General features: G+C 55.9%; 17 protein-coding genes. 9 read left to right on the top strand and 8 right to left on the bottom strand.

Features of this window, described 5'->3' with window-relative positions:
• Window positions 1–37: 37 nt before the first annotated feature.
• Both ABLV66_RS16990 and aqpZ read right to left on the bottom strand, forming a co-directional pair.
• Window positions 38–937 (bottom strand): LysO family transporter, encoded by a 900-nt coding sequence (locus tag ABLV66_RS16990; RefSeq protein WP_047065549.1) that lies wholly within the window; start codon window positions 935–937, stop codon window positions 38–40.
• 117 nt (window positions 938–1054) lie between these two features.
• The gene (aqpZ, locus tag ABLV66_RS16985; RefSeq protein ID WP_015367500.1) at window positions 1055–1750 is read right to left on the bottom strand and encodes an aquaporin Z; all 696 of its coding nucleotides are present in this window, start codon (window positions 1748–1750) and stop codon (window positions 1055–1057) included.
• A gap of 395 nt (window positions 1751–2145) precedes the next feature.
• Here aqpZ and ABLV66_RS16980 point away from each other — a divergent pair, with 395 nt between their 5' ends.
• The 3 genes from ABLV66_RS16980 (at window position 2146) to macB (ending at window position 7017) form a co-directional block, all read left to right on the top strand.
• Complete coding sequence (locus ABLV66_RS16980) at window positions 2146–3804, top strand: ATP-dependent endonuclease (protein ID WP_045396265.1); 1659 nt, start codon at window positions 2146–2148, stop codon at window positions 3802–3804.
• 154 nt (window positions 3805–3958) lie between these two features.
• Window positions 3959–5074 (top strand): macrolide transporter subunit MacA, encoded by a 1116-nt coding sequence (macA, locus tag ABLV66_RS16975; RefSeq protein ID WP_045396263.1) that lies wholly within the window; start codon window positions 3959–3961, stop codon window positions 5072–5074.
• Entirely contained in the window at window positions 5071–7017 is a 1947-nt protein-coding gene (macB, locus tag ABLV66_RS16970; protein WP_047049037.1) for a macrolide ABC transporter ATP-binding protein/permease MacB, read from the top strand. Before macA ends, macB begins: the two co-directional genes overlap by 4 nt.
• Window positions 7018–7085: 68 nt before the next feature.
• Here the strand turns inward: macB and cspD are convergent, their stop codons facing one another.
• Window positions 7086–7307 carry a cold shock-like protein CspD gene (cspD, locus tag ABLV66_RS16965; RefSeq protein ID WP_015367495.1) on the bottom strand — a complete coding sequence of 74 codons (222 nt, stop codon included), beginning with the start codon at window positions 7305–7307 and terminating at the stop codon, window positions 7086–7088.
• A gap of 325 nt (window positions 7308–7632) precedes the next feature.
• Here cspD and clpS point away from each other — a divergent pair, with 325 nt between their 5' ends.
• The 3 genes from clpS to ABLV66_RS16950 are packed head-to-tail and all read left to right on the top strand — an operon-like array spanning window position 7633 to window position 10840.
• Entirely contained in the window at window positions 7633–7950 is a 318-nt protein-coding gene (clpS, locus tag ABLV66_RS16960) for an ATP-dependent Clp protease adapter ClpS (protein ID WP_015367494.1), read from the top strand.
• A 30-nt stretch (window positions 7951–7980) separates the two neighbouring features.
• Window positions 7981–10260 (top strand): ATP-dependent Clp protease ATP-binding subunit ClpA, encoded by a 2280-nt coding sequence (clpA, locus tag ABLV66_RS16955; protein WP_015367493.1) that lies wholly within the window; start codon window positions 7981–7983, stop codon window positions 10258–10260.
• Window positions 10261–10279: 19 nt separating this feature from the next.
• The gene (locus ABLV66_RS16950; protein WP_131631709.1) at window positions 10280–10840 is read left to right on the top strand and encodes a hypothetical protein; all 561 of its coding nucleotides are present in this window, start codon (window positions 10280–10282) and stop codon (window positions 10838–10840) included.
• Between the two features lie 77 nt (window positions 10841–10917).
• On the opposite strand, the gene infA is transcribed toward ABLV66_RS16950, so the two are convergent.
• The 5 genes from infA to trxB all read right to left on the bottom strand — a co-directional run bounded on the left by infA (window position 10918) and on the right by trxB (window position 16814).
• Entirely contained in the window at window positions 10918–11136 is a 219-nt protein-coding gene (gene infA, locus ABLV66_RS16945) for a translation initiation factor IF-1 (protein ID WP_001040187.1), read from the bottom strand.
• Between the two features lie 359 nt (window positions 11137–11495).
• Entirely contained in the window at window positions 11496–12200 is a 705-nt protein-coding gene (aat, locus tag ABLV66_RS16940) for a leucyl/phenylalanyl-tRNA--protein transferase (RefSeq protein WP_045396250.1), read from the bottom strand.
• 42 nt (window positions 12201–12242) lie between these two features.
• A complete protein-coding gene (gene cydC / locus ABLV66_RS16935) occupies window positions 12243–13964 on the bottom strand; it encodes a heme ABC transporter ATP-binding protein/permease CydC (protein WP_348876342.1) in 1722 nt (573 codons plus the stop codon).
• Entirely contained in the window at window positions 13965–15731 is a 1767-nt protein-coding gene (gene cydD, locus ABLV66_RS16930) for a heme ABC transporter permease/ATP-binding protein CydD (RefSeq protein ID WP_047065541.1), read from the bottom strand. It abuts the gene before it with no gap.
• 114 nt (window positions 15732–15845) lie between these two features.
• Window positions 15846–16814 (bottom strand): thioredoxin-disulfide reductase, encoded by a 969-nt coding sequence (gene trxB, locus ABLV66_RS16925; protein WP_045396241.1) that lies wholly within the window; start codon window positions 16812–16814, stop codon window positions 15846–15848.
• 532 nt (window positions 16815–17346) lie between these two features.
• Between trxB and lrp the strand changes: the two genes are divergently transcribed.
• The 3 genes from lrp to lolA all read left to right on the top strand — a co-directional run bounded on the left by lrp (window position 17347) and on the right by lolA (window position 22826).
• Window positions 17347–17841 carry a leucine-responsive transcriptional regulator Lrp gene (gene lrp / locus ABLV66_RS16920; protein ID WP_000228469.1) on the top strand — a complete coding sequence of 165 codons (495 nt, stop codon included), beginning with the start codon at window positions 17347–17349 and terminating at the stop codon, window positions 17839–17841.
• A 135-nt stretch (window positions 17842–17976) separates the two neighbouring features.
• Window positions 17977–22092: a DNA translocase FtsK gene (gene ftsK / locus ABLV66_RS16915; protein ID WP_430915793.1), complete on the top strand. Its 4116-nt coding sequence runs from the start codon at window positions 17977–17979 to the stop codon at window positions 22090–22092.
• Between the two features lie 122 nt (window positions 22093–22214).
• Window positions 22215–22826 (top strand): outer membrane lipoprotein periplasmic chaperone LolA, encoded by a 612-nt coding sequence (gene lolA, locus ABLV66_RS16910; protein ID WP_015367486.1) that lies wholly within the window; start codon window positions 22215–22217, stop codon window positions 22824–22826.
• Window positions 22827–22831 lie beyond the last annotated feature (5 nt).

Raw genomic sequence — 22831 nt, 5'->3', positions numbered from 1 at the left:
GCAATTTTGGCGGTAGGGATCTACCGCCACAGGGGGATCAGGCTGAGAAGAACGCCATCAGCACCGGCACCAGCAGGCTGAGGATAAAACCGTGTACGATGGCTGCAGGCACGATTTCCACGCCGCCGGAGCGCTGTAGCACCGGCAGAGTAAAGTCCATCGAGGTTGCGCCGCACAGCCCAAGCGCGGTGGAGCGGCTACGCATTACCATGCCCGGGATCAGCATAATAGCCAGCAGCTCACGGGCCAGATCGTTAAAGAATGTGGCGCTGCCTATGACCGGGCCGTAGGATTCGGTCATCAGGATCCCCGAAAGGGAGTACCAGCCGAATCCGGACGCCATCGCCAGACCGGTTTTAATGGGCAGACCAAGAATAAGGGCATTAATCACTCCGCCAAATAATGAACTGGCTGCGACCACTACCGCGACAATCATGCCACGACGATTAAGGACTATTTGCCGTAATGTCATTCCATTATTACGTAGCTGAATACCGATAAGGAATAATAAGAAAATTAAAGTATATTCGCTGGCTTCGGTCGCATGTTGTAAAAAAGAGAGGCCGCTTAACCCCAACAGAAAACCAATTAGCACGACGCCAAGCAGCTGCAGCGACTCGAGAGCCATCGCCAGGCGCGAGGGTAATTTTTCCGGACGATGCTTAACCCGCCACGGCATTTTTTTATCCAGCCATAGCAGTGCTGCAATATTGCACAGAATAATAACTACAATGCTGACCGCGGAGTAATGCAGTATTGATAACAGATTGCTGCTGAGATTATCGAGGAAGGCAAGGCTAATCCCCATGAAAAAGAGGATGACGTAAACAATCCAGCTAAGCAGCCGGGTAATCAGTTTCAGTGCGGAAGGGTGACGCAGAGGAATCAGATAGCCGACAATCAACGGCAGCAGAATGATTAATAGTCCCGAAAACATGAACGGCAAGGTCCTTGCAAATTAAGAATAGCGCCAATGACACTACCCAATTCGCCAGGCCGAGTAAAGCTGTCGGCAAAAAGAAAAAGCCCGGCATCGCCGGGCTTCTTGCGAGGATTAGTCGCGTTTTTCGAGCAGGGTGCGGTACAGCACGCCGCCGAGGATACCACCGATGATTGGCATCACCCAGAACAGCCACAGCTGCTGCAGCGCCCAGCCGCCCTGGAAGATAGCGACCGCGGTGCTACGCGCCGGGTTTACGGACGTGTTGGTGACCGGAATGCTAATCAGGTGAATGAGGGTCAGCGCCAGGCCGATGGCGATCGGCGCAAAGCCCGCCGGGGCGTTTTTATCGGTCGCACCGTGGATAACCAGCAGGAATCCGCAGGTCAGCACGATTTCGATAACGATAGCGGACAGCATCGAGTAGCCGCCCGGGGAGTGTTCGCCGAAACCGTTTGAAGCGAAGCCGCTCGCGGCAGCGTCAAAACCGGCTTTACCGCTGGCGACAACGTACAGCACCGCGGCGGCAATAATACCGCCGACCACCTGGGCGATAATATAACCGATGACGTCTTTAGCCGGGAAACGACCGCCGGCCCACAGACCTAAAGTTACCGCCGGGTTAAAGTGACCGCCGGAAATATGACCCACGGCAAAAGCCATGGTTAATACGGTTAAACCGAAGGCCAGGGCGACGCCGGCAAAACCAATTCCCAATTCCGGGAACGCTGCTGCCAGCACTGCGCTGCCGCAGCCGCCGAATACGAGCCAGAATGTGCCGAAGCACTCTGCTGCTAATTTTCTGAACATAACCACCTCAAATAATAATGTAAACGAACACGTTATGACGTGCCGGTCTTTATTTATCGACGCAAAGGATGACGATAAAAATAAAGCGTCGCTATTTTAGGGACGAACGCCACCCTCGGACTAGTTAAATAAATTGATGTAATTTGATTTAGAGCAATGAGATGATTTTCCTTTCACCATGCATGATTTATGCAAGTGTAGAACACAACGCTGAAAAATAAACTACTACCGAAGATGAATTAATTTATTAATTATATGAAATCAAGAGCCGATACCTTACAAACTCATTTGCTTCTGGATTCCATTGTCGGCGTGGGAAGCAGGGGGTGCCATGTCGTCTGCGCCTCGCTATACTGCTGATTACTGAAGGAGAATGTGGGCCAGGCGGAGGGGATATGCATCTTGAGCGTGTAGAGATCGTCGGATTTCGCGGTATCAACCGTTTATCGTTGATGCTCGAGCAAAACAATGTGCTAATCGGCGAAAACGCATGGGGTAAATCCAGCCTGCTGGACGCTCTGACGCTGCTTTTATCGCCTGAGTTTGACCTGTACCATTTCGTGCGCGATGACTTCTGGTTTCCCCCCGGCGATATTCAGGGGCGGGAGCATCATCTACATATCATTTTAACTTTCCGCGAGAATGAACCCGGGCGCCATCGCGTGCGCCGTTTTCGTCCGCTTAGCGATTGCTGGGTGCCGTGCGATGACGGCTACCAGCGTATTTTCTATCGCCTTGAGGGCGAGCTGGCGGATGACGGCAGCGTCATGACCCTGCGTAGTTTTATTAACTGCCAGGGAGAGGCGCTGGAGCTGCATGATATTGACGATCTGGCGCGCCACCTGGTACGCCTGATGCCGGTGCTGCGCCTGCGCGACGCCCGCTTTATGCGCCGAATTCACAACGGTACCGTGCCGCATTCGCCGCAAATTGAAATTACCGCCCGGCAGCTGGATTTTCTTTCCCGCGAGCTGGTCAATCACCCGCAAAATCTCACCGATGGGCAAATCCGCGAAGGGCTGTCGGCGATGGTGCAACTGCTAGAACATTATTTCGCCGAGCAGAGCAGCGCGCAAAGCCGCAATCGCCTGATGCGCCGACGTTCTCATGATGAACAACGCAGTTGGCGCTATCTCGATATTATTAACCGAATGATTGATAAACCCGGTGGTCGTAGTCACCGGGTGATCCTGCTTGGGTTGTTCTCCACTTTATTGCAGGCGAAGGGGACCGTCCGCCTCGATCGCGATGCGCGGCCGCTGCTGCTGATTGAGGACCCGGAAACGCGTCTGCATCCGATCATGCTTTCGGTCGCCTGGCATTTACTGAATCTGTTGCCGTTGCAGCGAGTCACCACAACCAATTCCGGCGAACTTTTGTCGTTAACGCCGGTTGAACAGGTGTGTCGGCTGGTACGTGAATCGTCCCGCGTCTCGGCGTGGCGGCTCGGTCCCGGCGGGATGAATGCGGAAGATAGTCGCCGCATTGCGTTTCACATTCGCTTCAACCGCGCGTCATCGCTGTTCGCCCGCTGCTGGTTGCTGGTGGAAGGCGAAACGGAAACCTGGGTTATCAACGAACTGGCGCGCCAGTGCGGGCATCATTTCGACGCTGAAGGGGTGAAGGTTATCGAGTTTGCCCAGTCCGGACTTAAGCCGCTGATTAAATTCGCCCGCCGGATGGGGATTGAATGGCATGTGCTGGTTGACGGCGATGAGGCCGGTAAGAAGTATGCCGCTACGGTGCGCGGGCTACTCAACAACGATAACGAACTGGAACGCGTGCACTTAACCATGCTTCCGGCGATGGATATGGAACACTTTATGTATCGTCAGGGGTTCGACGATGTTTATCATCGGGTGGCGCAGATCCCGGATAATATGCCGATGAACATGCGCCGGGTGATCACTAAAGCTATACATCGTTCATCGAAACCCGATCTGGCGATAGAGGTCGCGATGGAGGCTGGGCGGCGGGGAATTGACGCCGTCCCGACGTTGCTGAAAAAGATGTTTTCCCGCGTGCTGTGGCTGGCGCGCGGGCGCGCTGATTAGCCCAGCGGCGAAAACCGTGCCATGTTACGCCGCAAGACAAAGCCGCAGCCCAACATCAATAAACATTAAGCATTGCTAAAATTCTGGCTTCTGTTCGCCGCCGCTTCCGTTAGAATCATCCTCCGGGCTGCGGGGAATAGATCAGGAATTTTTTATGACATTGAATGGAAAACGCAGGAAAGTCTGGTGGCTGTTGGCGCTGGTGGTGGTTATTGCGGCTATCTGGGGGTGGCGGATTCTGAACGCGCCGTTGCCGCAGTATCAAACGCTGGTGGCGCGTAAAAGCGATCTGCAGCAGAGCGTACTGGCGACGGGCAAGTTAGATGCGCTGCGTAAAGTCGACGTCGGCGCGCAGGTCAGCGGCCAGTTGAAGACGCTGCGCGTCAATATTGGCGATAAAGTACAGAAGGACCAGTTACTGGGGGTTATCGACCCGGAGCAGGCTGAAAACCAGATTAAAGAAGTCGAAGCGACGCTCATGGAGCTGCGGGCGCAGCTTAAACAGGCGCAGGCCGAACGTAAGCTTGCGCAGGTAACCTTAGCGCGCCAGCAACAGTTGGCGCAGCGCCAGCTGGTATCACGCCAGGATCTGGATACCGCCGCCACCGATGTGGCGGTGAAAGAGGCGCAAATCGGCACCATCGAGGCGCAGATCAAGCGCAACCAGGCGACCCTCGACACCGCGAAAACCAACCTCGACTATACGCGCATCCTGGCGCCGATGTCCGGCGAAGTGACACAAATTACCACCCTGCAGGGGCAAACGGTGATTGCCGCCCAGCAGGCGCCGAATATTCTGACCCTGGCTGATCTCAGTACCATGCTGGTGAAGGCCCAGGTTTCGGAAGCGGACGTAATCCATCTTAAGCCGGGGCAAAAGGCGTGGTTTACGGTACTCGGCGACCCCCTGACCCGCTACGAAGGTACGCTGAAGGATATTCTGCCGACGCCGGAAAAGGTCAATGATGCCATATTTTATTATGCGCGTTTTGAAGTCCCTAACCCGCAGGGGATCCTGCGTCTTGAGATGACCGCGCAGGTGCATATCCAACTGGCGGAAGTGAAAAATGTGATTACTATTCCGCTCAGCGCGCTGGGCGATGCCATCGGCGATAACCGCTACAACGTGCGTCTGCTGCGCAACGGGGAAGTGAAAGAGCGTGAAATTGTTATCGGCGCGCGTAACGATACCGATGTGGCGGTGGCGAAAGGGCTGGAAGAGGGCGATGAGGTCATTATCAGCGAAAGCACGCCCGGAGCGGCAAAATGACGGCGCTGCTCGAACTGCGTGATATTCGCCGCAGTTACCCCTCGGGCGACGGCGAAGTTGAAGTGCTAAAGGGCATCACCCTCAGTATTGCCGCAGGGGAAATGGTGGCAATCGTTGGGGCTTCCGGTTCCGGTAAATCAACGCTGATGAACATCCTTGGCTGCCTTGATAAGCCCACCAGCGGCACCTATCAGGTTGCCGGGGTCGACGTGGCGCATCTGAGCGGCGATGAACTGGCCAGGCTACGCCGTGAGCACTTCGGTTTTATTTTCCAGCGTTACCATCTGTTGTCGCATCTGACGGCGGCGCAAAACGTCGAGGTTCCTGCCATCTATGCCGGTAAAGAACGACGGGTTCGCCTTGAACGCGCGCGCGATTTGCTCTCTCGTTTGGGGCTGGGCGAGCGGGCGGAATACTTCCCTTCGCAGCTTTCCGGTGGCCAGCAGCAGCGCGTGAGTATCGCCCGCGCCCTGATGAACGGCGGCGAGGTGATCCTCGCCGATGAACCGACCGGGGCGCTGGATAGCCGCTCAGGCGAAGAGGTCATGGCCATCCTGCATCAGCTTAAGGCGCAAGGGCATACGGTGATTATCGTCACCCACGACCCGCAGGTCGCGGCGCAGGCGGAAAGAATCATCGAACTGCGTGACGGTGAAATTGTGCGTAACCCACCGCCGTTATCGCTGGAGAAAGGCGGCGTGCTTCGCGCCGAAAACCGTGCGGAGCCTTCCATCTGGCGTCAGTTCAGCGGTGGTTTTCGCGAGGCGCTGGTGATGGCCTGGCGGGCGATGGCGGCGAATAAAATGCGTACGCTGCTCACCATGCTTGGCATCATCATTGGTATCGCTTCGGTAGTCTCTATCGTAGTCGTCGGCGATGCCGCGAAACAGTTGGTCTTAGCCGATATTCGCGCCATTGGCACCAATACCATCGATGTTTATCCCGGCAAAGATTTCGGCGACGACGATCCGCGTTATCAGCAGGCGTTAAAATATGACGATCTGCTGGCGATTCAAAAACAGCCGTGGGTGAGCTCCGCAACGCCGGCAGTATCGAAAAGCCTGCGCCTGCGCGCCAATAACATCGACGTGGCTGCCAGCGCCGAAGGCGTTGGCGCGCAATATTTCAACGTTTACGGCATGACGTTCAGCGAGGGAAATACGTTCAATGAGCTGCAGCTGAATAGCCGGGCGCAGGTGGTGGTGCTGGATAGCAACGCCCGTCGCCAGTTATTCCCCCATAAAGCAAAAGTGGTCGGCGAGGTGATTTTGGTCGGTAATATGCCGGCGACGATTGTCGGCGTGGCCGATGAGAAACAATCGATGTTCGGCAGCAGCAAAATTCTCCGCGTCTGGCTGCCTTATTCCACTATGGCCGGACGGGTGATGGGGCAATCGTGGCTTAACTCGATAACCGTCCGCGTGCAGGAGGGCTACGATAGCGCCGCTGCTGAGCAGCAGCTGGTGCGGTTGCTGGAACTCCGCCATGGCAAAAAAGATGTTTTCACCTGGAATATGGACAGCATCTTGAAAACGGCGGAAAGGACCACACATACTTTACAGCTGTTCCTGACCCTGGTGGCGGTGATCGCGCTGGTCGTCGGCGGGATTGGGGTAATGAATATCATGCTGGTGTCAGTCACGGAACGCACCCGTGAAATCGGTATCCGCATGGCGGTTGGCGCCCGGGCCCGGGATGTACTGCAGCAGTTTCTTATTGAAGCGGTACTGGTTTGCCTGGTGGGCGGCGCCATCGGAGTGAGTTTGTCGTTGATGATCGCGTTCATTCTGCAACTGTTCTTACCCGGTTGGGAAATCGGTTTTTCGCCGCTGGCGCTGTTGACCGCATTTTTGTGTTCGACGTTAACCGGGGTGCTGTTTGGCTGGTTGCCGGCGCGTAATGCGGCGCGATTAGACCCGGTGGATGCGTTGGCGCGGGAGTAATGAGATAAAAATGCCAGTCAGAAGGACTGGCATTTTATTAGCAGGATGTACACAATGAAGCAAAAGAGTTATGCAGCCGTTTCTGCTTCCACAGGAACAATCACGCTGGCGTGATTGCCTTTCGGCCCCTGGTGAACATCAAACCGAACGGATTGCCCGGCTTTTAGCGTTCTGTAACCATCCATCTGGATGGTGGAGTAATGGGCGAAAATGTCTTCGCCGCCGCCCTCAGGGCAAATAAAACCGAACCCTTTGGCATTGTTGAACCACTTAACAGTACCCATTTCCATACTTCGACATCCTTCGTAAATCTTTATAAGTAAGATGGAATGAACCGGTAGGGGAGTCACGAGTTGTACAATTGCTCGCCAACTCTCGCCAGTACAATTTAGAGAAATACGGAAATGCGTCAAGCAATTGACGAGGGTGAACGGTGAAAAATGCGTCAAAATTTGAAGCAGTTAACGCTATTGCTGGGGAATGTGACAGGCGTCGCGGATGGAAGCAATAGATGATAGTTATCTATGATCTATTGTAGATTTGTAACGTACATAACCTCAGATCATCGACAGGCCGCGGCCTGTTGGCAACAGCAACCGATGACGAACATTGACGATGAGTAAGAGAGATTGGCTGGACTTCGATCAACTGGTAGAAGATGAAGTTCGTGATGCGCTTAAACCACCATCTATGTATAAAGTGATATTAGTCAATGATGACTACACTCCAATGGAGTTTGTTATTGACGTGTTACAAAAATTCTTTTCTTATGATGTAGAACGTGCAACGCAACTGATGCTCACGGTTCACTATGAAGGTAAGGCGATTTGCGGCGTTTTCACCGCCGAAGTTGCGGAAACCAAAGTCGCTATGGTGAACCAGTACGCGAAGGAGAACGAGCATCCATTGCTGTGTACGCTAGAGAAAGCCTGATTACAGGCATGAAAATTGGGGGAGGTGCCTATGCTCAATCAAGAACTGGAACTCAGTTTAAACATGGCTTTCGCCAGAGCGCGCGAGCACCGTCATGAATTTATGACCGTCGAGCACTTGTTGCTGGCTTTACTCAGCAACCCCTCGGCACGCGAAGCGCTGGAAGCCTGTTCCGTGGACCTGGTCGCTTTGCGTCAGGAACTTGAAGCCTTCATCGAACAGACCACTCCCGTCCTTCCGGCAACGGAAGAAGAGCGAGACACCCAGCCGACGCTAAGCTTCCAGCGCGTGCTGCAGCGTGCGGTTTTTCACGTCCAATCCTCCGGTCGCAGCGAAGTGACCGGCGCCAACGTACTGGTCGCGATTTTCAGCGAGCAGGAGTCGCAGGCCGCCTATCTGCTGCGTAAACATGAAGTCAGCCGCCTTGATGTGGTGAATTTCATCTCTCACGGCACGCGCAAAGACGAGCCCAGCCAGCCTTCGGAAAACAACGCGAGCCAGCCGGGTAACGAAGAGCAAGCAGGCGGGGAGGATCGTATGGAAAACTTCACCACCAATCTTAACCAGCTTGCGCGCGTGGGCGGCATCGATCCGCTGATTGGCCGCGATAAAGAGCTGGAGCGTGCCATACAGGTATTGTGCCGCCGCCGTAAGAACAACCCGCTACTGGTGGGTGAATCCGGCGTCGGCAAGACCGCGATTGCGGAAGGGCTCGCCTGGCGTATCGTCCAGGGCGACGTACCGGAAGTGATGGCGGATTGCACCATTTACTCGTTGGATATCGGTTCGCTGCTGGCTGGGACCAAATATCGCGGCGATTTTGAAAAACGCTTTAAAGCGCTGCTGAAACAGCTTGAGCAGGATACCAATAGCATCCTGTTTATCGATGAGATCCATACCATCATCGGCGCAGGCGCAGCCTCGGGCGGTCAGGTTGATGCGGCTAACCTTATCAAACCGTTGCTGTCCGGCGGCAAGATCAGGGTGATTGGCTCCACGACTTACCAGGAGTTCAGCAACATCTTTGAAAAAGATCGCGCGCTGGCGCGTCGTTTCCAGAAAATCGACGTGACCGAACCTTCTGTCGAAGAGACGGTGCAGATCATCAACGGCTTGAAACCGAAGTACGAAGCGCACCACGATGTGCGTTATACCGCCAAAGCGGTACGTGCGGCGGTCGAGCTGGCGGTGAAATACATCAACGATCGTCATTTGCCGGATAAGGCGATTGACGTGATTGACGAAGCGGGCGCACGGGCGCGGCTGATGCCGGTCAGCAAACGCAAGAAAACGGTCAATGTGGCGGATATCGAGTCCGTGGTTGCGCGCATCGCGCGTATTCCGGAGAAGAGCGTCTCCCGCAGCGATCGCGATACGCTGAAGAACCTTGGCGATCGCCTGAAAATGCTGGTCTTTGGTCAGGATAAGGCGATTGAAGCGCTGACTGAAGCGATCAAGATGGCGCGTGCCGGGCTTGGCCATGAGCATAAACCGGTTGGTTCTTTCTTGTTCGCCGGGCCGACCGGGGTAGGGAAAACCGAAGTCACCGTGCAGCTGGCGAAAGCGCTGGGCATTGAGCTGTTGCGGTTTGATATGTCTGAGTATATGGAACGTCATACCGTTAGCCGCTTGATTGGCGCGCCTCCGGGATACGTCGGTTTCGATCAGGGCGGGCTGTTGACCGATGCGGTGATCAAACATCCGCACGCGGTGCTGCTGCTTGATGAGATCGAAAAAGCGCATCCGGATGTCTTCAATATCCTGCTGCAGGTGATGGATAACGGTACGCTGACCGATAACAACGGCCGTAAAGCGGACTTCCGCAACGTGGTGCTGGTGATGACCACCAACGCCGGGGTGCGTGAAACCGAGCGTAAATCGATTGGTCTTATCCAGCAGGATAACAGTACCGATGCGATGGAAGAGATCAAAAAGATCTTTACGCCGGAGTTCCGTAACCGTCTCGACAACATCATCTGGTTCGATCACCTCTCTACGACCGTGATCCATCAGGTGGTCGATAAGTTTATCGTCGAGCTGCAGGTACAGCTGGATCAGAAAGGCGTGTCGCTGGAAGTGAGTCAGGAAGCGCGTGACTGGCTGGCTGAGAAAGGCTATGACCGGGCAATGGGTGCGCGTCCAATGGCGCGGGTGATTCAGGACAACCTGAAGAAACCATTGGCGAATGAGCTGCTGTTTGGTTCGCTGGTGGACGGCGGTCAGGTCACCGTTGAGCTGGATAAAGCTAATAACGTGCTGACTTACGGCTTCCACAGCGCGCAAAAGCACAAACCGGAAGCGGCGCATTAAATAAATTCTGAATTGTTCAGTGATAAAGACCGGGCTGGTGACAGCCCGGTCTTTTTTTATTAGCGTTAAAACGGATGGATGTAACCACAAGGACGAAATGATGAAATGTGCAAAAATGTCGTGCTGCGCCTCGCTGGTGCTGCTTTCTTTTAATGCTCTGGCGCAATGTCCGGATATGACGGGTAGCTACCGCTTTAGCGGTGCTGATAGCCCGTTTTACCTGGTCAAAATCTCGGGGCAGTCAACCTATCACGCTTATTTTCCCGCCGGTTCGGATAAATATGTGCACTCTCGCAGCGTCGATGTGCCTGCGGAAAAACGCAAAGAGGAGCAAATTCCCGCGTGCGCCCTGTTGCTCAAAGGGGCAGGAATGCTGGTAAAAATGGAGAAGGGAAAGAAAATTAACACCATGAGCCAGTCACAAAACTATATGACGGAGAAAACTATTACTACCGATTATGGCTTAATGGTGTATTCCGGCTTTGCCTCAGACTTTATCGGTGTCGATAAACTGAGTGCCCATGTGCCGAAAGAAGCGCTAAACAATACCCTACCGATAGCTAAAGAGATGGCTGAGTAAATCGGCGCGGTAGGCAGAAATGAAAAGACCGGGCATTGCCCGGCCTTCAGCATCTGACGCCTTAGCGGCGGAAACAATTAGCGACTACGGAAGACAATGCGGCCTTTGCTCAGGTCGTACGGGGTCAGCTCAACAGTCACTTTGTCGCCCGTCAGAATGCGGATGTAGTTTTTACGCATTTTACCGGAAATATGCGCAGTTACCACGTGACCGTTTTCCAGTTCTACGCGGAACATAGTGTTAGGCAACGTTTCAAGTACGGTGCCCTGCATTTCAATATTGTCTTCTTTGGCCATCTAGTCCTCTGGGGTATCACTACCGTAGTTTTGAACCGGCAAGATAATGCCGAAGTTCATCAAGTATGTAAAGTTTTACGTATACCCAAAACAGTTCGCGTCGCAGGCTGGCGATAAATAATTACGCGCAGCCAGCGCCTGTAGCTTAAAACATGACGGGTATAAATCGCCGAAGTAGTTTTGGCGCATTGCCCGGAATACACGCGGTGAAACCACATGACAGGCGCAAACGTAAAGGGCAGTGACAGAACGATGGGCGTTATCTGACTCTTATTATTCCCAAACGGCGGCGGGGCAACAGGCAGAAGCTACTCTACCGCGCAATTATACCACCACGCTAAGAAATGTGCTGAAAACATTTATCCATTACCGGTAAATAGCACCCGTGGTACCCAAAATCGCTCCGGTAAGCGGTAGGTGCGTAATACGGAAAGGTAATCGAGATAATCGCGGCGCGGAATTTCAATCGCCCCTAAAGAGGCGGTGTGCGCGTTAAGTACCTGACAGTCAATTAATCTACCGCCATCCTGGGCAAAAGCCTGACAGAAGATCATCAGCGCGGTTTTAGAGGCATTTTCCGCCCGGCTGAACATCGATTCGCCGCAAAACAGCGCCCCCTGCGCCACGCCGTACATGCCGCCGACCAGCGTCTCCTCATCCCACACTTCTATTGAATGAGCATGACCGAGTTCATGTAACTGGTGATAGGCCTGAACGATGCTGGGAGTGATCCAGGTGCCTTCATCACGATGGCTGGCGCAGCCCTCGATAACCTGGCCGAAGGCGTGGTTAAGCGTCACCCGATAGGGAGAGCGTTGATGAAAGCGCTTCATGCTGCGGCTAAAGTGGAATTGCTCCGGCCACAGCACGGCACGTGGGTCGGGCGACCACCATAAAATAGGGTCGCCGGGAGAAAACCATGGAAAAATACCGCGCTGATAGGCCATGAGCAGGCGAGCGGGACTCAGATCGCCGCCCAGCGCCAGCAGGCCATTTGGTTCACGCAGGGCGCCTTCCGGGGAAGGGAAGGCGATAGAGTCACGAGAGAGCTGAACCAGACGCATTTTTGACCTCAATACGCACCAGCAATTGTTGACAATAATAGCTTACAGACGTTGCTTAAACTGGTAATAGCGGCCCTGTTTCGCCAGCAGCTCTGCGTGACTACCTTGCTCAATAATTTGTCCGTTGTCCATGACTATTATCTGATTAAACCGCGCCAGTCCACGCAGGCGGTGGGTGACCATCAATACGGTTTTATCGCGCATCACTTCGCTAAGTAAATCAAGGATCTGGCTTTCCGTTGTCGCATCGAGGCCTTCGGTAGGTTCATCAAGCAGCATTAGCGGCGCATTGTGCAATAGCGCGCGGGCGATAGCCAGTCGACGTAACTCGCCGCCGGAAAGCTGACGACCGCCCTCGCCGAGCCAGCTATTCAGGCCGCCATCTTCCAGCAGTTTGTCGAGACCGACGCGCTTGAGCGTATCGCTGAGCTCGCCGTCGCTGGCCTGCGGCGCGGCAAGCAGCAGATTATCGCGCAGCGTCGCGCTGAACAGATGTACTCGCTGCGGTACGACGCTCATCGCCTGGCGCAGAGTCGTTTCCGACAGATCGCTAAGAGGCTGACCATTTAGCTGAATCTGGCCGCTGGCCGGATCCCAGGCGCGGGTCAATAACTGTAGCAGAGTCGATTTACCGCAGCCGGTACGGCCAAGAATGGCGATATGCTCGCCCGCCGCGACCTGTAGCGAAATATCGTTCAGCGCCGGTATCGACTGCTGCGGATAGCGGAAGGTTACCTCGTTCAGGGTAAGCGCTACCCGGGAGATGCTTTGCGGCGCCTGCTGGCTGAACGTCACTTCGGGCTGCTGCTCGGTGATCTGCGTAATGCGACGCGCTGACGCGATGACCTGGCCGAGATGCTGGAAGGCGCCGGTGACCGGCGCCAGCGCTTCAAATGCCGCTAAGGCGCAGAAAACGAAGAGGGCGATGAGCGCCCCCGGCTGGTTATTACCGCCAACGCCGTCGGATGCCATCCACAGCATGGCGATCACCGCGATGCCGCCAATCAGCAGCATCAGCGCCTGCGATAGGGCGGTGAGCTCAGCCTGGCGGCGCTGCGCCTCTTGCCAGCGCTGTTCCGTTTTTTCCATCTGTTTACGGTAGCGATCGCTGGCATTAAACAGCATTAACTCGGCTTGCCCCTGTAGCCAGGAGGTGAGTTGCTGGCGATACTGCCCGCGGAGCTGGGTGATCTGCTCCCCGGTCGGTTTACCGGCACGGTAAAACAGCGGCGGCAGCAGGAGTAGCGTCGCCAGCATAATGCCGCCAAGCGTTAGCGCCAGGGTGACGTCAAGTACGCTTAAGCCGATGGTTACCACCAGGATGACCACCAGCGCGCCAACCAGCGGCGAAATCACGCGCAGATAGAGGTGATCCAGCGTGTCGACATCAGCCACGATGCGGTTGAGTAACTCGCCCTGGCGAAAACGCGCCAGCCCGGCGGGGGAGAGCGGCAGTAGTTTGCTAAACGTGGCGACGCGCAGATGCTGCAATACCCGGAAAGTGGCGTCGTGGCTTACCAGACGCTCAAAGTAGCGGCCGGCGGTACGAATAATCGCCGCGCCGCGAACGCCCGCGGCGGGCAGCATATAGTTAAAACTGTAAATGCCGGCGACTCCGACCACGGCGGAGGCAGACAGGAACCAGCCGGAAAGCGTCAACAGCCCGATACTTGCCAAAAGAGTGACGATAGCCAGTACCACGCCGAGAGTCAGCAGCCATTTGTGGCGTTTGTATAGCGCCAGATAGGGTAACAGTGCGCGCATTTAAATTTCCTCCTGGCGATGGGCTAACAGTGAGGCAAACGCGCCGCCGGCGGCAGAAAGCTGCGCATAGTCGCCTTGCTCGACAATCTGACCATTCTGCATTACCCAGATAGCATCCCAGTCGGCCAGTCCTGCCAGTTGGTGAGTGACCATCAGCGTGGTCTGCTCGGTCGACGCGTTAGATAGCGCCTGCATGACACGCTGTTCGCTGTGGGCATCAAGGCTGGCTGCTGGTTCATCCAGTAGCAACAGGCGGCACGGTACCAGCAGCGCGCGTGCAACGGCAACTCGCTGGGCCTGGCCGACCGAAAGGCCACCAGCCTGATCGCCAACCGGGGTATTAATACCTTGCGGTAGTTGGGAGATAAACTCGCTAACCCAGGCCTTATCCAGGGCCAGCTGTAGCTGCGCTTCCGTGGCTTCTGGCCACGCCAGCAGCACGTTTTCCCGCAGAGTGGCGGCGGGCAGCTGCGGGTTCTGTCCGACCCAGCTAATTAGCCGACGCCAGCGTTCAGCATCGAGATCGCGCAACTCGACGCCGTTGACCTGTAGCGAACCTTCATAGGGAAGAAAGCCGGTCAGCGTATTCAGCAGCGAGCTTTTACCGGAGCCGCTCTGGCCAACCAGTACCACACGTTCTCCGGCGTTCAGGGTGAAAGTAAGCGGGCCTGCCAGCGTTTTGCCATCCGGTGATTTGACTATCAGATCGCGGGCTTCAAGGCGAATCAGTTCATGATCGCTCAGCGTTTTCTCGCCCCTTTGAGCCTGCGCCAGCGGAGTTTCCATAAAGGTCTTCAGGCTATCCGCGGCGCCAATGGCCTGCGCCTTGGCATGGTAAAATGTACCTAAATCACGCAGCGGCTGGAAAAACTCCGGCGCCAGAATCAGGGTTAAAAAACCGGACATCAGCGTGACGCCGACGCCGTAGTGTCCGAAGTCGAGCTCGCCGAGGTAGGAAAAACCGAAATAGACTGCCACCAGCGCGATGGAAAGCGAGGTAAAGAACTCCAGCACGCCGGAGGAAAGAAAGGCCAGACGCAGGACTTCCATCGTCCGCTGGCGAAAATCCTGCGATGCGTCGCGGATATTATTGATTTCCGCTTCGCCGCGGTTGAACAGGCGCAACGTTTCCATGCCGCGCAGGCGGTCGAGGAAGTGGCCGCTAAGGCGACCGAGGGCGAGGAAGTTACGCCGGTTAGCATCGGCGGCGCCCATTCCTACCAGCGCCATAAAGAGCGGGATCAGCGGGGCGGTGCCGAGCAAAATTAGCGCGGCAGCCCAGTTGCTGGGGAAGATAGTGATAACAATTAGCAGCGGCACGCAGGCGGCCAGCGTCATCTGCGGCAGATAGCGCGCGTAGTAATCATGCATATCATCGATTTGCTCAAGGATGAGCGTCGCCCAACTGCCGGCGGGTTTTCCCTGAATCCAGGCCGGGCCCGCCTGCTGAAGGCGGTCCAGCACCTGGCGGCGAATTTCATAACGGATATGCTGGCCGGCATGGAAGCCGACGCGTTCGCGTAGCCACACCACCCAGGCGCGCAGGATCAGCACCAGCGCCAGCAAGGTAAACGGCAGCAGCAGCGCCGTCGCCGGGATATTTTCCATAATCATTCGGTGAAGTATTCGCGCCAGGAACCACGCCTGAGCGACGATCAACAGACCGCTCACGACGCCCAGCAGGCGAGAAATCATCAACCAGCGACGGGAGATAATGCTTTTTTCTTTTAACCAGCGGGTTAACTCTTGTTGACGGGTTTTATTCATTGCGCGCTTAGCAGGTGTCGTTATGAGATTTTTGGGCACGGCAATGTTACAACGAGGCAAAAATAAAGGCGACTTTTCGTCGCCTTCTTTACCTTTGTTACTGACTTGTAAAGATTATTTGCAAGCGTCAGCTAAACCATCCAGGTAGCGTTCCGCGTCCAGCGCGGCCATACAGCCGGTACCGGCGGAGGTAATCGCCTGACGGTAGATATGGTCCATCACGTCGCCTGCCGCGAAGACGCCAGGGATACTGGTCTGCGTGGCGTTGCCGTGGATGCCGGATTGTACTTTGATATAACCGTTTTCCAGCGCTAACTGACCTTCAAAGATAGCGGTGTTCGGGCTGTGTCCAATGGCGACGAACAGGCCGGCAACTTCCAGAGTCTCAACGTTATCGCTGTTTTTGGTATCGCGCAGACGCAGGCCGCTGACGCCCATCTGGTCGCCGGTGACCTCTTCCAGTGTGCGATCGGTGTGCAGGACAATGTTGCCGCTTTCCACTTTATCCATCAGGCGTTTGATGAGGATTTTTTCCGCGCGGAAGGAGTCGCGACGGTGGATCAGATGCACTTCAGCAGCAATGTTGGACAGATACAGCGCTTCTTCAACCGCCGTGTTGCCGCCGCCGATAACCGCGACTTTCTGGTTGCGATAGAAGAAACCGTCGCAGGTGGCGCAGGCAGAGACGCCGCGGCCTTTAAAAGCTTCTTCAGAAGGCAGACCCAGATAGCGGGCGGAAGCGCCGGTAGCGATAATCAGCGCGTCACAGGTGTACTCGCCGCTGTCGCCGACCAGGCGGAACGGACGGTTCTGCAGATCGACGCTGCTGATGTGATCGAAAATAATTTCAGTTTCGAACTTGGTGGCATGCTCGTGCATACGTTCCATGAGCAGCGGACCGGTCAGATCGTTTGGGTCGCCTGGCCAGTTTTCCACTTCAGTGGTGGTGGTCAGCTGACCGCCTTTTTCCATGCCGGTGATCAGCACCGGCTGCAGGTTTGCGCGCGCAGCATAGACCGCCGCGGTATATCCTGCAGGTCCAGAACCTAGAATAAGCAGTTTACTGTGTTTGGCTGTGCCCATGAGATCCCCATATTTTATTGGCATACATTGCGCTGGATTGTAGGGAATTTGCGGGCGTAAAAAAAGAGCGTAGCGATTTTGTTAACGATATGTGCAATAGAACCCGCCGATGAATTGGCGATTTAACGAGCGGAAAATATAATTAATTCTACTGTTAGCGCCCTGATTATAAGATGAAAACATGAGATTCAGAGGGGGTTGATGATGAATATCTGGCATCTTGTACTAAAAATCGATGTTTTGCTTTGACAATCCCCTGTGCTTTTGCGAAAACATTCATGGAAGAAGAAAAGCAGTGTTTAGCGTGTGGCGAATGTTCATGCACGCAAATGCCATTTTTATCCGGGTCAGCGAAATCTACGCATGGTGTGGACAGACGCCATGCGTGATGTCGGTGACTGCCATCAGGCAACGGGCTTCTCACGTACCCCTGGGTTACTCAACGTCGTACGGGTAATAACGGGATGGGCTCTGGCAGTGAAGGCGCAGAGTCAGAACAGGAGTAGGGAAGGAATACAGAGAGACAATAATAATGGTAGATAGCAAGAAACGCCCTGGCAAAGATCTCGACCGCATCGATCGTAACATTCTGAATGAACTGCAAAAAGACGGGCGTATTTCCAACGTCGAGCTTTCCAAACGGGTGGGACTTTCTCCGACGCCTTGCCTTGAGCGCGTGCGTCGACTGGAAAGACAGGGTTTTATTCAGGGCTATACGGCGCTGCTCAACCCGCATTATCTGGATGCATCACTTCTGGTATTTGTTGAGATTACTCTGAATCGTGGTGCGCCGGATGTGTTTGAGCAATTTAACGCCGCAGTGCAAAAACTTGAAGAAATTCAAGAGTGTCATCTGGTATCCGGTGATTTTGACTATCTGTTGAAAACCCGCGTACCGGACATGTCAGCGTATCGTAAATTGCTGGGCGAAACCCTGCTGCGCCTGCCGGGCGTAAACGACACCCGTACCTACGTGGTTATGGAAGAAGTCAAGCAGAGTAATCGTCTGGTAATCAAGACGCGCTAACACGGAACAGGTGCAAAATCGACGTAGTTTGATTACACTCCTGTTAATCCATACAGCAACAGTGCCGGGGAGACCCGGCGCTGTTGTCCGTTTTAGCAGCAGGCAGGAAATTGCCTGATACCTGGAGAGCCTTTCTTGAGCCAGGAATACACCGAAGACAAAGAAGTCAAACTAACGAAGCTAAGCAGCGGGCGCCGCGTTCTTGAGGCGTTACTCATCCTTTGCTCTCTTTTTGCCATCTGGCTGATGGCGGCATTACTGAGCTTTAATCCATCCGATCCCAGTTGGTCACAGACCGCCTGGCATGAGCCTATCCATAATCTGGGCGGCATGCCCGGAGCGTGGCTGGCGGACACGCTATTTTTCATCTTTGGCGTAATGGCGTACACCATCCCCGTGATTATCATCGGCGGCTGCTGGTTTGCATGGCGTCATCAGGAAAATGACGAATACGTCGATTACTTTGCTGTTTCGCTGCGCCTGATCGGCGCGCTGGCGCTCATTCTCACCTCCTGCGGTCTGGCGGCGATCAACGCCGATGATATCTGGTACTTTGCCTCCGGCGGCGTCATTGGCAGCCTGCTTAGCACCACATTGCAACCTTTGCTGCACAGCAGCGGCGGTACAATCGCTCTGCTATGCATCTGGGCCGCCGGTTTAACGCTGTTCACCGGCTGGTCATGGGTCAGCATTGCCGAGAAACTCGGCGGCGCCATCCTTTCTATTTTGACCTTTGCCAGTAATCGTACCCGTCGGGACGATACCTGGGTTGATGAAGGCGAATATGAAGATGAGGAATATGAAGATGAAGACGACGACGATACCGCGCAGCCGCGGGAATCGCGTCGTGCCCGCATTTTGCGTAGCGCGTTAGCGCGTCGTAAGCGTCTGGCGGAAAAATTCGCCAACCCGATGGGGCGTAAAACGGATGCCGCACTGTTCTCCGGTAAACGTATGGATGATGCGGAAGCCGTACAATATAGCGCCAGCGGCGCGCCTGTCGCGGCCGATGATGTCCTGTTCTCAGGCGCCAGCGCCGCGCGTCCTGGCGATTTAGACCCTTACGATCCACTACTGAATGGCCATACGGTTGCCGACCCGATCGGCGCGGCTTCCGCCGCTGCAGCTGTGCCGCAGGCATGGGCGGAGCAGGGGACAGGGCAGGCATATCAACCGGAGGCTGCCCACCTGCAACCACCAGTGTATCAGCCGGAATACGCGCCGCAGCAGCCACCGGTTTATCAACCGGAAGCCGCCCATCCGCAGCAGCCGGTGTATCAACCTGAATACGCGCCGCAGCAGCCACCGGTTTATCAACCGGAAGCCGCCCATCCGCAGCAGCCGGTGTATCAACCTGAATACGCGCCGCAGCAGCCGCCGGTTTACCAGCCGGAAGCCGCCCATCCGCAGCAGCCGGTGTATCAACCTGAATACGCGCCGCAGCAGCCGCCGGTTTACCCGCCGGAAGCCGCGCATCCGCAGCAACCGGTGTACCAGCCGGAATACGCGCCGCAGCAGCCGCCGGTTTACCCGCCGGAAGCCGCGCATCCGCAGCAGCCGGTGTACCAGCCGGAATACGCGCCGCAGCAGCCGCCGGTTTACCAGCCGGAAACTGCGCATCCGCAGCAACCGGTGTATCAGCCTGAGTACGCGCCGCAGCAGCCGCCGGTTTATCAGCCTGAACCGGCTGTTCAACAGCCTGTTTACCATCAGGAACCGGCGCCTGCCGCTGAGCCTGAAGCGCCTCAGGAAGAAACTAAACGCCCGCCGATGTACTACTTCGAGGAAGTCGAAGAGAAACGTGCGCGCGAGCGTGAGTTGCTGGAGTCCTGGTATCAGCCAATCCCTGAACCGGCGAGCCCGGTAGCAACCAAACCGATAACCGCCCCGGCTGCCCCATCCGTGCCGTCCGTCGATGCCGCCGCTGTGACCGCCGTCGCCGCTGGCGTTCATCAGGCCACGACGTCTGGCAGCGCAGCCGCAGCCGCTTCAGCGGCGTCAGCCGCCGCCGACGCAGCGCCAGTCTTCAGCCCGGCATCCAGCGGCCCGCGGGTACAGGTTAAAGAAGGCATCGGTCCGAAATTGCCGCGCCCGAATCGCGTTCGCGTGCCGACGCGTCGGGAGCTTGCTTCCTATGGCATTAAGCTGCCGTCTCAGCGTATTGCTGAAGAGCGCGCGCGTCGGGCCGAGCTGGAACAGCATTACGATAACGAGCCGTTGAGCGACGAAGAAGCCGATGCGCTGGAACAAGACGAGCTGGCGCGCCAGTTTGCCGCAACCCAGCAACAGCGCTATGGCGAGTCCTGGGAGTCAGAAAGCGATGAGCAGGACGAAGACGCAGCCGCTGAAGCGGAACTGGCTCGCCAGTTTGCCGCGACCCAGCAGCAGCGCTATGCCAGCGAGCAGCCGCCGGGAGCCAATCCTTTCTCACCGGCGGACTATGAGTTCTCGCCGATGAAAACGCTGGTCAATGATGGTCCGAGCGAGCCGCTGTTTATGCCGACGCCGGAAGTGCAGCCCCAGCAACCGGCTCAGCACTACCAACAACCGGCAGCCGCGCCGCAGCAGGGTTATCAACCTGCGCAGCCGCCCGTACACCATCAGCCGGTAGCGCCGCAGCCGCAGGCTTATCAGACTGCTCAACAGCCAGTGCAGCAGCAACAGCCGGTTGCTCCGCAGGGTTATCAGCCGCCCGCGCCGCAGCCACAGGATAGCCTTATTCATCCATTGCTGATGCGTAACGGCGACAGCCGTCCGCTGCAAAGACCGACGACTCCGCTGCCGTCGCTGGATCTCCTGACGCCGCCGCCGAGCGAAGTTGAACCTGTTGATACCTTTGCGCTTGAGCAGATGGCGCGCCTGGTCGAAGCGCGTCTCGCCGATTTCCGCATCAAAGCGGATGTGGTGAACTACTCGCCTGGCCCGGTGATCACCCGCTTCGAGCTGAACCTCGCGCCTGGGGTGAAGGCCGCGCGAATCTCTAACCTGTCGCGCGACCTTGCGCGTTCGCTGTCGACCGTGGCGGTGCGTGTGGTGGAAGTCATTCCGGGTAAACCTTACGTCGGCCTGGAATTACCGAACAAAAAACGCCAGACCGTATACCTGCGCGAAGTGCTCGATTGTCCGAAATTCCGCGAGAACCCATCGCCGCTTACCGTGGTGCTGGGTAAAGATATCGCCGGCGATCCGGTGGTGGCCGATCTGGCGAAAATGCCGCATCTGCTGGTTGCCGGTACCACTGGTTCTGGTAAATCGGTTGGCGTGAACGCCATGATCCTCAGCATGCTCTACAAGGCGCAGCCGGAAGACGTGCGTTTCATCATGATCGACCCGAAAATGCTTGAGCTGTCGGTGTACGAAGGTATCCCGCATCTGCTGACGGAAGTGGTCACCGACATGAAAGACGCCGCTAATGCGCTGCGCTGGAGCGTCAACGAAATGGAACGCCGTTATAAGCTGATGTCGGCGCTGGGCGTGCGTAATCTGGCGGGCTACAACGAGAAGATCGCTGAAGCCGCGCGTATGGGACGTCCGATCCCGGATCCTTACTGGAAACCGGGCGACAGCATGGATGCCGTACATCCGGTGCTGGAAAAACTGCCGTATATCGTGGTACTGGTGGATGAATTCGCCGATCTGATGATGACCGTCGGTAAGAAGGTAGAAGAGCTTATTGCGCGTCTGGCGCAGAAAGCGCGCGCGGCGGGTATTCACCTGGTGCTGGCGACCCAGCGTCCGTCAGTTGACGTGATTACCGGTCTTATCAAGGCCAACATCCCGACGCGTATCGCCTTTACCGTATCAAGCAAGATTGACTCGCGCACCATCCTTGACCAGGGCGGCGCAGAATCGCTGCTGGGTATGGGTGATATGCTCTATTCCGGGCCTAACTCCACGATGCCGGTTCGCGTGCATGGCGCGTTTGTCCGTGACCAGGAAGTACACGCCGTGGTTCAGGACTGGAAAGCGCGCGGTCGTCCGCAGTATGTTGACGGCATTACCTCCGACAGTGAAAGCGAAGGCGGTAGTGGCGGCTTTGATGGCGGCGAAGAGCTGGATCCGCTGTTCGACCAGGCGGTCAACTTCGTGACCGAGAAACGCAAAGCCTCGATCTCCGGAGTACAGCGTCAGTTCCGCATCGGCTATAACCGCGCGGCGCGTATCATTGAGCAGATGGAAGCCCAGGGGATCGTCAGTGAGCAGGGCCATAATGGTAACCGTGAAGTCCTGGCGCCGCCGCCCTTCGAGTAAGTGCAAAGTTCGGTAAATAAGCGCAAAATCAGCCTGTTCTGCTATTCCGTTGTTATCAACGGCTCTACAGTAGAGACAGAACAGGCTCCCGCGTCGGGAGTGACGCACAATAAGGATCAACAATGAAGAAACTTGCCATCACCTGTGCATTATTGTCTGGCTTCGTGGTAAGCCAGGTTTGGGCAGACGCTGCCGGCGACTTAAAAAGCCGTCTGGATAAAGTTAGCAGCTTCCATGCCAGCTTCACTCAGAAAGTGACCGACGCAAGCGGCAATGCCGTGCAGGACGGGCAGGGCGATTTGTGGGTGAAACGCCCGAATCTGTTCAACTGGCATATGACCCAGCCGGATGAAAGTATTCTGGTATCGGATGGGAAAACGCTGTGGTTCTACAACCCGTTTGTCGAGCAGGCAACCGCGACCTGGCTGAAAAACGCGACCAGCAACACGCCGTTCATGCTGATCGCCCGCAACCAGTCAGCGGACTGGCAGCAATACAACATCAAGCAAAACGGCGATGATTTTGTGCTGACGCCGAAAAGCGGTAACGGCAACCTGAAGCAGTTCACAATCAATGTGGGCCGTGACGGCACTATCCATCAGTTCAGCGCTGTTGAGCAAGACGATCAGCGCAGCAGCTACCAGCTGAAGTCGCAGCAGAATGGCGCCGTCGACGCATCTAAGTTCACTTTTACACCGCCGCAAGGGGTGACGGTGGACGATCAACGTAAGTAGAGGCG

This window comes from Klebsiella sp. CN_Kp073, assembly GCF_040065495.2.
In the GTDB taxonomy this organism is placed as follows: Bacteria; Pseudomonadota; Gammaproteobacteria; order Enterobacterales; family Enterobacteriaceae; genus Klebsiella; species Klebsiella aerogenes.
Note: the sequence above shows the minus strand (reverse complement) of the source record. Positions and strands in the feature narration are given on the sequence as shown.